We start from the raw sequence: 13,677 nt of genomic DNA, 5'->3' as shown, positions 1-13,677 counted from the left end.
TTCTCTTTCCTAACTGCTAGTAATTTACACGTTTTATGTTTCCACCCAGAAGCGTAAAAGCATTTTCAATGCAGTCATAGCCCCTGTCCATAAGCTTTATATTAGTGAGAGATGTTTCTCCCTCTGCCGAAAGCGCCGCCACAGCTAACGCCGCACCGCCTCTAAGGTCAGGCGCACGGACTTTTGCTCCGTAAAGCTCCTTCACGCCCTCGATAACAGCCACTTTTCCCTCTGTCTTTATATCCGCACCCATTCTCACAAGCTCGTCAACATGGCGGTAGCGGTTTTCAAAAATATTTTCCACCACCACACTGGTGCCTTTTGCCTTAGCAAGTGCCGCCGTGACTATCGCCTGAGCGTCCGTAGGGAATCCCGGGTAAGGCATAGTCCTCACCGTCCGCACAGCTTTTAGCTGTTTAGGCGCTTTTATAAATATCCTGTCCTCATATAGAAATACCTGACAGCCCATTTGCTCAAATATAGGTATGACCGCACGGATATCCCCTGCCCTTGCCCCAAGCAGACCTATCTCACCGCCTGTTGCCGCCGCTGCGCTCATAAAAGTCGCCGCAACTATCCTGTCGGGCATGACAGAGTATTCACAGCCGTGTAGCTTTTCCACACCGCTTATGGTTATCGTTCCGCCCCCTGCGCCGCTTATCTTTGCACCGCAGCAGTTCAGAAACTCCGCAAGATCGCATATCTCAGGCTCTCTTGCCGCATTGTATATCACCGTGTCGCCCTTTGCCAGAACAGCCGCAAGCATGATGTTCTCAGTCGCTCCCACAGAGGGGAACGAAAGGTCTATCCTAGCCCCTCTAAGCCCTCTCGGGCAGGTGCAGCTAAGCACGCCATACTCCTCGTTTATCCTGACGCCCATTTTTCTAAGTGCGCACAGGTGCATATCTATAGGTCTCGGACCAAGCTCACACCCTCCCGGGAATGACAGCCTGCATTCACCTGTTCTTCCAAGAACAGCTCCCAGAAAAACGATAGACGAACGCATCTCTCTCATAAGCTCATCTGGCACAAAGGTCTTTACAGCGCCCCTTGCGTCCACAGTAACACAGCCGTCCTCACGGCTGCACCTTGCCCCAAGCACCGACAGAATGCGACAAGCCGCAAATACGTCCGAAAGTGCAGGACAGTTATGTAGCCTGATCTCTCCGTTTATAAGAACACACCCTGCCAGCAGCGGCAGAGCTGCGTTTTTTGCTCCCTGAACGGTTATCTCTCCGTTCAGCCTGCTTCCTCCCTGAATGATAAGCCGTTGCATAAGCGTCGCTCCTTTTAAGGTTTTGACTTATCTTATGCAGGACCGCCCATATAGGTTAAAGCTATTTGTTGATATATATCTCTGTAGCGTTTGAAACAGGCATAAAAGCAGGCAAACAAGGCAGATAGGAGTCCTTGCCTATCTTCTTTTTCATATCCTTAGTTGAAAGTATCATGCCAGTAACGCAATCGTCAAACGTACTATCGTCCATATCAGTAATATTCACAAGTATCCTTACAGTGACCTCCTTGCTGGAAAACGGAGGAACAGTGTCGCCTATGACCTCGCCGTCGCTGTTTGTTGTAACGCTGGTCGCATAGCATACCGCGTTGTCATATTCAGAAGAAACATGGCTGATCTCATACTGCGGTATCTTTATCTCAAAAGGAGACGGGTTTTTGATATTGAACACTATATCTGCAAAACGGTAGCTTGAACTCAACTCAGAACCAAAAGCTTCTTCGTTGTATACAGAATAATTTGACAGCGCATATGTTTTAAAATCCGTCATACCCATTGTTTTGAACACGTTGTCATCATATCTAACCACGCTCTTGTCTGCGTCGTTGAAAAACAGCGGCGGGAAGAAGAACACCATAAGCACAAGCACGATAATAACAGCCACAACTGTCTTTATTATCTTGCTACGCTTTACATATGAATCTCCCACCTTTACTCCCTTGCTAAGACCTTTCGCCGCCTGCGCAGGCATAGCCGCAGCGTCCTCAAGGAAATCGTCCTCTTTGTCGTCCTCTTCCTTGTGCTTGGTAGGGTCATCGTAAGTCTTTGTGGCACGGTCGAACTCCCCTGCCTTGTTAAACTTTTCTCCGTCAAAAATCTCGTCGGCGGTGCGGTTCACTCCGCTGCCCTTGAACTTTTTATCTGACAGCTTTTTTATCTTGTCAACATCAGGCACTTCAATGCTGTCCATTGAAGCCCTCTTGTTATACTGTCTGTAATTCTTATCCATTATTTTATCCCCTTAAATTTTACGTTCCTTATCCCTTAATAAGTGGCTCTAAAGCCTTGAATATCCTGTCCTCAGTATCGGCAACATGAAGCTTTGCAGCGTTTTCCGAGCACTGTCTGAGCTTCTCAGGGTCTTCTATAAGCCCCTTTACAGTATCAATGAAAAGCTTTTCCGTCAAGTCTTTTTCTTCGATAACAAAGCCTGCTCCTGCGTTTTGCAATACCATGCCGTTATAATACTGATGATTTTCAGCCACCATAGGCGACGGGATAAGCACAGAAGCTCTGCCCATTGCTTCAAGCTCCGCCAGCGAAGCTGCTCCGCACCTTGATATAACAAGGTCAGCCGCAGCCATTGCCACAGGCATATTGATATAATCCTTTATGATACGTCTGCTGTTGTTGATATCTATACCCATAGCCCTGAGCTTTTCAGGATAGTCCTTATAGCCCTGATAAGTGCCGTAGGAATGTATATGACACACCTTAACACCATTGTCCTGATACCATTTCAAAAGCTTTGCGATATTCTCATTAAGCACTCTCGCACCCAGACTTCCGCCTGTTGAAAGCACACATATTTCATTTTCATCAAAGCCAAGCTGTTTTTTAGCCTCCGACTTTGACATGGTGTTGAAAGCTCCCCTTACAGGCAGACCTGTCACCACCGTCTTGGCATTTTCGGGCATATACTTTTCTGCCTCTTTCACAGTGAGCATAACAACGTCTGCAGACTTTGCAAGTATCTTGTTTGTCACGCCCGGAAAAGCGTTCTGCTCGTGAATAGCCGTCTTTATGCCCATTTTAGCGGCTTTTCTAACTATAGGTCCTGAAACATATCCTCCGGTTCCTATAACAAGATCAGGCTTTGCTTCCTTTATTATCTTCTTTGCAGTGCTTCCTGACTTTGCAAGACACCCTGCCGCATGGATATTTCTTTTGAGATTTACCCAGTTAGGCTTTCTCTGAAAGCCCTCTATCTTTATAGGATAGAACTTATATCCTGCCGCAGGCACGAGCCTAGCCTCAAGCTTTTCAGGATTTCCCGCAAAGCTTATCTCAGCGTCAGGATAATGTTTTTTTATGATCTCCGCAATGGCAAGAGCAGGATTTACATGACCTGCCGTACCTCCGCCTGCAAGTAAAACTCTGAGCATAGAACTAATACCTCTTTACTTTTTTTTGATGCACTGACGTGAAACGTTGAGCATGATACCCATTTCTGCAAGCTGTATCATCAGTGCAGTACCGCCGTAGCTGAAAAACGGCAGTGAAATACCCGTGTTAGGGAAAGCGTTGCAGGCTACCATAATGTTGAAAAGTGCCTGCGAGCCTATCTGTATTGTTATACCAGCCGCAAGAAGCATACCAAAACGATCCTTGCTTCTTGAAGCGATCATGAAGCCCTCGATTATAAAAAGCACAAACAGCAGTACCACTACCATTGCACCCACAAAGCCAAGCTCCTCGCAGATAATAGCGAAAACGAAGTCGTTTTGCGACTCAGGCAGATAGTATTTTTGCCTTGACTCTCCAAATCCAAGACCGAACCAGCCGCCCGAGCCTATAGACAATAGAGATTCATAGGTCTGGAAGGTCTTTCCGCTAGGGTCAGATTCAGGATTTTTCCAGCTCTGTATACGATCTGAAATATAAGAAAAGCCTGAGCCTGACGCCATTTTATATATCAGCAGCAGCACCCCGAAAACAGCACACACACCGATAAATTTCCAGAAGGTTTTTTTCGGCATACCGCTTATGAACATCATAGACACGCCTATGATACCCACCAGCATTACCGCCGACATATGCCTTTGCAAAACAAGCACCAGTGCCACCGCACCCATTATCACAGTAAACGGTATAACGCAGAATTTCCAGTCCTTGAACTTAGGATAATTCACCGACATTATGTATGCGAAAATAATAATGAACGTTACCTTCAGAAGCTCCGACGGTTGAAAGCTGATCGGACCTATTTGTATCCAACGCCTTGCACCGGCAACGTCTATTCCGAAAAAAGCTGTATAAAACGTAAGAAGATAGGTGGCGATAAACGCAATATATGCTATCTTTGTGTTCTGAAAGAAGTGATAATCAAGATAGCTCGTGGCAAACATCAGAAGAAGACCAAGTCCGGCAGACTTGAGCTGGCTCACCAAATAATAATATCCATCGTTATATTCACTCAGACCCCACGCATAGCTTGCAGAAAACATCATCAGAAGTCCGAATACAAGCAACACCATTACAAGAATGAAAAACGGCTTGTCTATCTCCGTAAGTATAAATCTGAATCTATGTTTTCTTTTTGCCTGTGCCACAGGTTGTTTAAGAGGAACGTGACTATTATACACTATGCTTCCGTCACGTTCACGTCTAGGACCTCTTATAGCCAAACAAACAACCTCCCAACAAAATCTCTATATGAAAAACTTTCCCGAATATATCAAAAACGCTATCGCCGCCGCAGCCCCTGCCACAGACATCACAGCGAATATCCCGATCACGGAGTGATCCCCATGACCCTTTTTCTGCAAATGCTCATGAAGCGTGTAACCTTTCATAAGCAGCTTTTTTCTTATCTTAAAAACTATATACTGCAAAAGCCCACAAGCTCCGTCAACGACCACCGCCGCACCTGCCAGTAGGAAAACGAAATATTCTCCCGAAAGCAGCACCGCCATAGTCATAAGACCACCAAGCGCCAGCGCACCCGACTCGCCCAAATAAAGCTTCGCAGGACTGCACCCCCAAAAGAGAAAACCTCCTGCCGCACCCATTGTGCAAACAGCAAAAAGCTGAGCGGCGTCAGAGCCTGCCCCTGCCGCAAGACCGCTTGACAGCCCTGCCGAAAATATCAAAGCCGTTACAGCACACAGCCCGTCAGTACCCGTGTCGGTCTTACCGCCTGCGCAATCGTGTATCTTCACCATGTTTATCCCCACTGTCATAAACAGCGGAAAAAGCGGATAAAAAAGCCTGCCGAACTGCACATAGCCCAAGTGAAAAGGCATAAGCACAGCCGTCTGCACTCCTCCGCAGTATCTAAGTCCCACGCATACACCAAGACATATAAGATACTCCATACATATCTTGTAAAGAGGCTTCATGCCTATGCCAAGCTTTTTCTCCTTAACATAGTCCTCCGAAAGCCCGATAGCCGTGAGCATCAAAACTCCGCCCAGAGCGATAAACACACGCCTTGAAAACTCTCCGTTCTCAAAACTCAGCACCGCCTGCGAGTCATAAAATATAACTCCCGTAACAATGCCGAATATAACGCAGAGCATTATGACAACTCCGCCGAATTTCGGCTCAGAGCCGTCCTTTGCGAACCTGTCGCCTATATAAAAATCGAATTTGCCTGTTTTTATCCTGCGGAAATATGGTATGAACACTCTGCCGAGAACATATCCCAGCACCATTTCACACCCCAGTATCACCGCCTGCACGCTCCAACTCATTTTGTCAGTGCATTGAACACTTCTTCAAGCTTCATTCCTCTGCTTCCCTTGAAAAGCACAGCGTCGCCCTTTGAAACTATCTCCTTCAAAGCGGCCGCAAGGTCATCTCTGCTTTCAAAGTGCCTGCAATTTTCCTTTGCAAAGCCCTTTTTCTCAGCACCCTCTATATAGCACTTTGAGTCCTCGCCAAAGCAGTAAAGCAGGTCAGCCTTTGAAGCCGCAACATACTCTCCCACATTTCTGTGATAGGTCTTTGAGTTCTTGCCAAGCTCCAGCATATCTCCAAGCACGCAAATGCGCTTGCCCTCCGCCTGTGCCTGTGAAAGCACCGAAAGGCTCGCTTTCATTGAGTCAGGCGCAGCATTGTAGCAGTCAACTATATATGTAACTCCGTCAATGACGGTAACATTCTGTCTTAAACCCTCCGGTTTGAACTGAGCAATACCCTTTACGATATCCTCAGGCGGTATATCCAGCGCAAGACCCACGCAGAACGCCGCAAGAGCGTTCTTTACATTATGCTCGCCCAAGCAGTTTATCTGGGCGGCTATCTTTCCGCCCTCATAGTTTATAGTAAATGTTATGCTGTTGTCAACAGTCTTAACACCGCTTGCATAAACATCGCAGTCCTTCTTTGATACAGAATAGTAATAAACCTTTCTGTCAGAATGTAACTGCACCCCTGCAAGCAATTTATCATCACGGCAAAGTATCAGCGGAGCGTCATAAGCCGCACCGTCAAGTATCTCAAGCTTCGCCTTGAGAATGTTTTCCTGCGTGCCGAGATTTTCAATATGTGAAATGCCAATGTTAGTTATAACAGCCACGTCAGGCTGACATGACATTGACATTCTCGATATCTCGCCCTGATGTGACATACCCATTTCGATAACAGCCGCCTCATAGCTGCTGTCAAGACCGAAAAGTGTCTGCGGCATACCTATCTCATTGTTGTGGTTGCCCTGAGTTTTCAGCGTCTTGTATTTCTGCGCCACAACAAGGGCTATCATATCCTTAGTGGTGGTCTTTCCCACGCTTCCTGTTACGCCAACTACCTTAACATCGAATTTAGACCTGTAGTATCCCGCAATGTCGAGCAATGCCCTTGCAGTGGAGTCAACGATCATACATCTTGCACCCTCCACAGGTCTTTCCGTGACAACAGCCTCCGCACCAAGCTCCATAGCCTTTGCGGCAAAGTTGTGTCCATCAAAATTCTCACCCTTTAGTGCAATAAAAAGCGAGCCTGGCTTTATTGTTCTCGTATCGGTGGAGATATCGGAAATTTCAACGTCAGCAGGATAGCCGTAGCTTCCGTGAACCGCCGATATTATCTCCTGTAAGCTTAATTTTTCCATTTTAATTCTTATCCGCCAATTTCTCGGCAGTATCTCCTTTCCCTTTTCTTATAAATATATATCTATTTTCATTCATCGCCGAAACGATGCAAACTGGACATCGTATTTCTGCAAAGCAGAAATTGCGCTGCTCCACCACATAACAAATATGTTATTTTCTATCTCTTATCTGCCCTCAGCTTCAAGCTCTTTAAGAGCGTCCGCAACGACTTCTCTCTCGTCAAAATGTATCTTCACGCCACCTGCAAGTATCTGATAATCCTCATGACCCTTGCCGGCAAGCACGATTATATCGTCCTTTTCCGCATGATGTATAGCCCAGTGGATAGCCTCACGTCTGTCAACGATAGTTATGTAAGGGGTCGTCTTGCCCTCCAGACCTACCAGAACATCGTTTATGATATCCTGCGGATCTTCATTTCTCGGGTTGTCGGAAGTGACGATAAGAAAATCAGCATTGTCCGCCGCAGCCGCAGCCATAAGGCTTCTCTTTGAAGCGTCTCTGTTTCCGCCGCAGCCGAAAAGGCATTTTACCTTTCCGCTTGCACTGTTCTTTATAGCCGAAAGCACATTCACAAGTGCGTCAGGAGTGTGAGCATAGTCGCATATAACAGTGAAATCTCTGCCCGTCGGAACTATCTCCGCTCTTCCTCTTACGCCCTGCATAGTACCCAAAGCTCTGATAGTCTTGTCAACGTCAAATCCAAGGGTCTCACAGCAGGCTATAACAGCCAGTGAGTTTGAAACGTTGAAAAGTCCGGGCATATTGAATGAAACATTGTGCTTTATCTTTCCGTCAGTGAAAACATACTTCACACCGCTTGCTGAAAGCAGTATATCCTCTGCTCTGAAATCAGCCTTTGTACAGCATGAATAAGTTTTCGCAGGACAGCTTATCTCTTTGAGATATCTCCTGCCGTATTCATCGTCTATATTGATGATAGCGTTGTCAGATATAGTGAAAAGTATCTTCTTAGCCTGATAATAATTTTCCATCGTACCGTGAACGTCAAGATGATCCTGCGTCAGGTTAGTGAAAACGCCTACCTTATAATGACAGCCTGAAAGTCTTTTCTGTTCCAAGCCCTGCGAGGAAGCTTCCATAACAACATAGTCGCACTTCTCATCAGCCATTTTTCTGAAAAGCTCATAAAGGTCATAAGGCTCAGGAGTCGTTCTTGCAGTAGGATAAACGTCGTCGCCTATCTCGTTCTGACAAGTGCCGATAAGACCAACCTTACAGCCGAATGAAGAAAGCACCTTCTTTATAACAGTTGTGATAGTCGTTTTTCCGTTAGTGCCTGTTACACCGATAAGAGTAAGCTCCTTTTCAGGGTGACCGAAAAATGCCGCACACAGCAGAGGGAAAGCCTCTCTTGTGTTCTCCACGATTATCTGACAGTCAAGCCCCAGATCTCTTTCGCAGACTACAACTGTACAGCCCTTTTCTATCATGTCCTTAGCAGCGTCATGTCCGTCAAAGGTCTTTCCTTTTATGCACACGAACATCGAGCCTGCCTTGACAGCCTTTCTTGTGTCGCTTGTGACGTCGCTTATCTCCATATCAGGCAGAGAAGTTTTCGCAACGTCCTTTATGATATCATATAGTTTCATAATTATCATTCCTTATCATGGTTTCTTACTGTGAGCCTACCGAGGTCACTGCAAATGTCACCGACACAGCCGTTCCCATTGGAACGCTCTGTCCTGCTCCCACGCTCTGATCGGACTGTGCAACTGCACCCTCCTCCTCATAGCCTGAGCCTTCTGCCGTCAAGTTAAGACCATACATATCAAGCGTAGCCCTTGCCTGCTCCTTTGTAAGTCCTTTAAGTTCAGGCACCGTAACAGTTTCTTCCTTGGCGTTTGCTTCTGTGTAAAGCACAACCGATCCGCCATGCTCTATCTTTGCGGCAACAGGCGTCTGCTTAACAACAGTGTCGCCCTCGCCCTTGACCTTGACCTCAAGTCCAAGATCTTCAAGTGTCTTTTTGGCTTCCTCAACAGTATAATACTGAACGCTAGGTACTGATACCTGCAAGTCTGCAAGCTCGCTTTCGTCATACTCAGGGAAGATCCCCACATAAGGCAGAACGTCTGAAAGCACGTTCACGCATATAGGTGCTGCCACCTGGCTTCCGTAGAATTTCTCGCCCGTTGGGTGGTCTACCATTACGAGCATTACTATCTCCGGATCGTCAGCAGGAGCGAATGCACAGTATGAAGAAACATAAGTCTGACCGGTCGAGTCCTCGTCCATTTTCTGTGAAGTACCCGACTTACCGCCTATCCTGTATCCCTTTATATAGCAGTTAGAGCCAGGCTGACCTTCAACAACGCCCTCGAGTATCTCTCTCATAGAAGCGGAGGTGTCCTCAGAAATGACCTGACGTCTTACAACAGTGTCCATTTTCTTTACAATGTTGCCGTTCTCATCAGTTATACTGTTCACTACCTGCGGTGTAACAAGATAACCGCCGTTTATAGCCGCCGAGTAAGCTGTTATCATCTGTATCGGCGTTACCTTATTTGTCTGACCGAATGAAGATGAAGCAAGCTGAACAGGGCCCATGTTGCTAAGCGGCATACTGATAGAATTTGATTCCGCAGGCAGGTCGATACCTGTCAGCTCGTTGAAACCGAACGCATTGTAATACTGACAGAACTTTTCAGAGCCAAGCTTCATGCCTATCTGAATGAATACAGGGTTACATGAGTTTAGCATTGCCTGGGCAAGATCCTGCGAACCGTGGTCGGTAGTTGACCAGCAGTGGAAAGTCGTGTCCTCCACCTGTATCTGAGTGCCGCAGCCAAAAGTATCATTAAGAGTGATAGCCTTTTCTTCCAAAGCCGAAGCACCTGTTATGACCTTGAATACAGAACCCGGATTGTATGTTTCTGAAACCGCCTTGTTCTTCCACTGAAGCGACCATGCGTCAAGCTGTTTCTGCTTGTAATCGTTTGAATCTTCATCAAGCCCCGCAAGCTCCGCCGCCGTCTTTTCATCGGAGATAGCCGCAGGCTCGTTAGGGTCATAAGGATCAGAAGTCGCCATTGCGTATATCTGACCTGTCTTAGGATTCATTATGATACCGCAGGCTCTGTCAGTAGGCTGATTTTCCTCAACTGCCTTTGCAAGCTCTTTTTCAAGGATATACTGAATGTTGGCGTCGATATTCAGATTAAGATCGTCGCCGTCCTGAGCGTCATAGCTCTGCTTGTATCTGTATGGTATCTCAGTTCCGTCGCTTGCCTTTGCCGTGATTATCCTGCCGTCAATGCCACTGAGATAATCGTCATAGTAAGCTTCAAGACCATATATGCCGTTGCCCTCATAGTCCGTGTGACCAAGAACAACAGAAGCAAGAGTGTTCTGTGGATAAAGTCGTCTTGTGGTAGGGTCGCACCTTACGCCGTCAATGCCAAGCTCCGTGAGCTTATCCTCGATAGCCGTGGAAACGGTCTTTTCCACCTCTTTTTTCAGCACGATGTACTGAGTATCCGTCTTAGTGAGTTTTTCTCTCACAGTGTTAGTGTCTATCTCAAGATTGAGTGCCAAAAACTCCACAAGCTCGTCAAGACATTCGTCCCCTGATTTCGTTGCGTCAAGTCTTTGCTGATATGTAGCCTTCTTTGACGCGTCGTCCTCTTTGGCTATATATCCTTTAAGTTCCTCTATCTTCTTGTCGTTGTCATCAAGCTTTTCTTTGAGCATAAGAGGGTCTGCATAAACAGTATAGACCGTTGCGCTCTGAGAAAGCACCGTTCCGTTTGAATCATAAATAGTGCCTCTTGACGCTGAAACAGCCGTGCTTTTAAGCTGCTGAGCGTTTGCAAGGGACTGCCACTTCTTGCCGTCCTTTATAGACACCGAAAAGATGGTCGCAACCGTATATATAAGTATCGCCGCCACAGGCAGGCTCAGCCAAATATTCAGACGTTGTTTCATTCTGGCACTTGGTCTGTCGGTCATAAATATCTCCTCTCAGGACATCACCGCACATACAAAATCTTCAATAATTTAGCATGATACGGCAAATATCATATTTTCACACATACAAATTAATAGAACAAGAAAGCTAAGCACAAATATCTTGTCCCTAACTTTCCCCATAATTATTTTATTCACTAAGCCCCGATATATTCCAGAACAGAGCTGAACCAGTGTTTTATCTTAACGAACACATTGTCGTCCTCGGCCTTTACCACCTTTGCCACCGAGTCTGACTCCACAGTAACATACTCTATCTGAGATTTATCCAGCTTTTTAAGTCCCAGCTCATTCTCAGCATACTCCTCGACCTTTGACATATTGGTCTTCTGAGCAAGCTCTGACTGTAAACTTACATTCTCTCCCTGAAGCTGAGCAAGCTGTTCCTCCTGTCTGGTCTGCTCCGAACATAGGCTTGATATTTCGACTCTGCCGTATATCATCGTTCCAAGAACAACAGCCACCAGCAGACAAATGCCTATCACAGCTACTACCGATACGGTTTTCTGCTTTAGTGCAGGGTTTTTCTTATATTTTATGGCTCTCTGAGCCTCCGCCTCCTGAGCGTTGTCATAGGCACTGTAATCAAATGCCAAGTTATGTACCTTTGCCATTGCGGTAAAACACCTCTCACGATCCACGGGCAAGCCCGTTATTTACACATTCCCAATTTCACACAAATTTCACTCAGTCCTTGATCTTCTCGATCACCCTGAGCTTAGCGCTGCGGCTTCTGTTATTCTCCGCAAGCTCCTTTTCATCAGCCTCTATAGGCTTTCTGTTCACAAGCTTTCCCCTAGGCGTTCTTCCGCATATGCACTGGGGAAAATCAGGCGGACATATACAGCCCTTGCAGAAGCTCTGAAATCTCTGCTTTACCAATCTGTCCTCCAGCGAATGGAAAGTGATTATGCAAAGCCTGCCGCCCACGTTAAGACAATCGAACGCCTTGTCAAGAGCGATATTCAAATGTTCAAGCTCCTTATTTACCTCTATCCTGATAGCCTGAAAAGTCTTTTTGCAAGGGTTTTTCTCACGCCTTGCCTTCTGTGGAACTGCGCTTTTTATTATCTCGGCAAGCTCCATAGTTGTCTCTATCGGTTTTTGTTCTCTGTATTTTACTATCTTAGAAGCAATGCTTCTTGAAAACTTTTCTTCACCGTACTCGAAAATTATCCTCGCAAGGCTCTGATAATCATATCCGTTCACAACGTCCTTGGCGGAAAGCCCCTCCCCTGACATTCTCATGTCAAGAGGCGCGTCATTGTGATAGGAAAAACCTCTCTCCGCATTGTCAAGCTGATAAGAAGAAACACCCAGATCCATAAGAATGCCGTCAGCACCGCTTATGCCGAGCCTTTCAAATATCTCGTCTATCTCAGAGTAATTCCCTCTCACAACAGTCGCAGGATAGCCCGCCAACCGCTCAGTCGCAGTTTTCACCGCCTCGGGATCTCTGTCTATAGCCACAAGCCTGCCGCCCTTTTCGCCGTCAAGCCTTTTAGCGATCTCTCTCGAATGTCCTGCTCCTCCGGCAGTGCCGTCGCAGTAAATGCCGTCAGGTCGAATGTTCAGACCCTCCAAGCACTCATCAAGCAGTACGGGAATGTGGTTAAATTCCATTAAAAATCAAGCCCCTCCAGAGCTTCCATAAGCTCGTTATCATCAATGCTGCTGTTGAAATCGTCCCAACGCTTTTTATCCCATATCTCACATCTGTCAGATACTCCGGCCACAACGATCTCTTTTTCAAGCCCTGCCACCTCTCTCAGTGACTGCGGAACAAGTATCCTGCCCTGCTTGTCAGGCTCGACCTCGCATGCCCACGCCATAAAACTTCGCTGTAAAGCTCTCGCCTTAGCCATAGGCAGACTTCTGATCTTTTCGGCTCTTTTCTCGAAATCCTCAAGGGAATAAACGAACAGACAGCCGTCTATACCTTTAGTTACAATGAACCGCTCGCCGATAAGCTCTCTGAGCTTAGTAGGAAAAGTCATTCTTCCCTTAGCGTCCATAGTCTGATTGTAAGTTCCTTTAAGCAAGCACGCCAGCAAGCCGTTCACCTCCCTTGACCGAGTTAAGCAATGAAATGCCACTTTTGAAGCACTCATCACCACTTTTTTGCACTTTTAACCACCGTACAATAATTATACACTATATTATAGAAAATTGCAACAGTAATATTTCCCAAAGTGAATTTTTGCAAGGGATTTTTCTTGGACACTTGGTCAATTTAAGAGAGATTTTAGGGGGATTTTGTAACTTTCGCCTTTTAATTTGTCACCATCTTGTAATTTGTAAACTTTTAATTAATTTTACGTCATACAATATCTTGTGGTACTTTAAACATTTGCGCCTGTATAAAGATAGCAGATATTTCCGCGAAACTCACACACATTCACATCGTATTGACCTTATAAAGATATTGTAACACAACATATAGTATACGTCAATAGGTTTTGCGAAAAAAAGCACAATTATTTCTGACGCTGTGACAGAAAAAGCAAGAAGGGTGATGAACGGTAGAATATAGTGTCGCAAAAAGGTTAAAATTCGGTAACAAGGAAATTTGTTTTCTAATTTAATTATTACACTATCCGATTTTGTAAATTTTCA

11 protein-coding genes are annotated in these 13,677 nt (G+C 45.9%); all 11 read right to left on the bottom strand.

All coding sequences use genetic code 11. The annotated features are described in order from the left end of the window. Positions 1 to 16: 16 nt before the first annotated feature. Positions 17 to 1,276, bottom strand: a complete 1,260-nt coding sequence (gene murA, locus OCV57_RS08920) for a UDP-N-acetylglucosamine 1-carboxyvinyltransferase (protein ID WP_022288357.1) — start codon at positions 1,274 to 1,276, stop codon at positions 17 to 19. Positions 1,277 to 1,337: 61 nt separating this feature from the next. Then, positions 1,338 to 2,246, bottom strand: coding sequence for a hypothetical protein (locus OCV57_RS08915; protein ID WP_267301228.1), 909 nt, complete (start codon positions 2,244 to 2,246; stop codon positions 1,338 to 1,340). Between the two features lie 28 nt (positions 2,247 to 2,274). Further along, positions 2,275 to 3,402, bottom strand: a complete 1,128-nt coding sequence (gene murG, locus OCV57_RS08910; RefSeq protein ID WP_267301227.1) for an undecaprenyldiphospho-muramoylpentapeptide beta-N-acetylglucosaminyltransferase — start codon at positions 3,400 to 3,402, stop codon at positions 2,275 to 2,277. A 15-nt stretch (positions 3,403 to 3,417) separates the two neighbouring features. Beyond that, positions 3,418 to 4,644, bottom strand: coding sequence for an FtsW/RodA/SpoVE family cell cycle protein (locus tag OCV57_RS08905; protein WP_117892250.1), 1,227 nt, complete (start codon positions 4,642 to 4,644; stop codon positions 3,418 to 3,420). Positions 4,645 to 4,668: 24 nt separating this feature from the next. Then, entirely contained in the window at positions 4,669 to 5,691 is a 1,023-nt protein-coding gene (locus tag OCV57_RS08900; protein ID WP_267301226.1) for an MraY family glycosyltransferase, read from the bottom strand. Positions 5,692 to 5,708: 17 nt separating this feature from the next. Then, positions 5,709 to 7,070 (bottom strand): UDP-N-acetylmuramoyl-tripeptide--D-alanyl-D-alanine ligase, encoded by a 1,362-nt coding sequence (locus OCV57_RS08895; protein WP_215649860.1) that lies wholly within the window; start codon positions 7,068 to 7,070, stop codon positions 5,709 to 5,711. Between the two features lie 165 nt (positions 7,071 to 7,235). Beyond that, a complete protein-coding gene (locus OCV57_RS08890) occupies positions 7,236 to 8,684 on the bottom strand; it encodes a UDP-N-acetylmuramoyl-L-alanyl-D-glutamate--2,6-diaminopimelate ligase (protein ID WP_117859042.1) in 1,449 nt (482 codons plus the stop codon). Positions 8,685 to 8,709: 25 nt separating this feature from the next. Then, positions 8,710 to 11,043: a penicillin-binding transpeptidase domain-containing protein gene (locus tag OCV57_RS08885; RefSeq protein ID WP_117863104.1), complete on the bottom strand. Its 2,334-nt coding sequence runs from the start codon at positions 11,041 to 11,043 to the stop codon at positions 8,710 to 8,712. Positions 11,044 to 11,198: 155 nt separating this feature from the next. Next, the gene (locus OCV57_RS08880; protein WP_038670523.1) at positions 11,199 to 11,675 is read right to left on the bottom strand and encodes a septum formation initiator family protein; all 477 of its coding nucleotides are present in this window, start codon (positions 11,673 to 11,675) and stop codon (positions 11,199 to 11,201) included. Positions 11,676 to 11,748: 73 nt separating this feature from the next. Further along, positions 11,749 to 12,684 (bottom strand): 16S rRNA (cytosine(1402)-N(4))-methyltransferase RsmH, encoded by a 936-nt coding sequence (gene rsmH, locus OCV57_RS08875; protein ID WP_022288348.1) that lies wholly within the window; start codon positions 12,682 to 12,684, stop codon positions 11,749 to 11,751. Further along, on the bottom strand, positions 12,684 to 13,112 hold the full coding sequence (gene mraZ, locus OCV57_RS08870; RefSeq protein WP_038672904.1) for a division/cell wall cluster transcriptional repressor MraZ: 429 nt from the start codon (positions 13,110 to 13,112) through the stop codon (positions 12,684 to 12,686). Before mraZ ends, rsmH begins: the two co-directional genes overlap by 1 nt. Positions 13,113 to 13,677 lie beyond the last annotated feature (565 nt).

This window comes from Hominimerdicola aceti, assembly GCF_025567495.1.
Classification (GTDB): Bacteria; Bacillota; Clostridia; order Oscillospirales; family Ruminococcaceae; genus Hominimerdicola; species Hominimerdicola aceti.
Note: the sequence above shows the minus strand (reverse complement) of the source record. Positions and strands in the feature narration are given on the sequence as shown.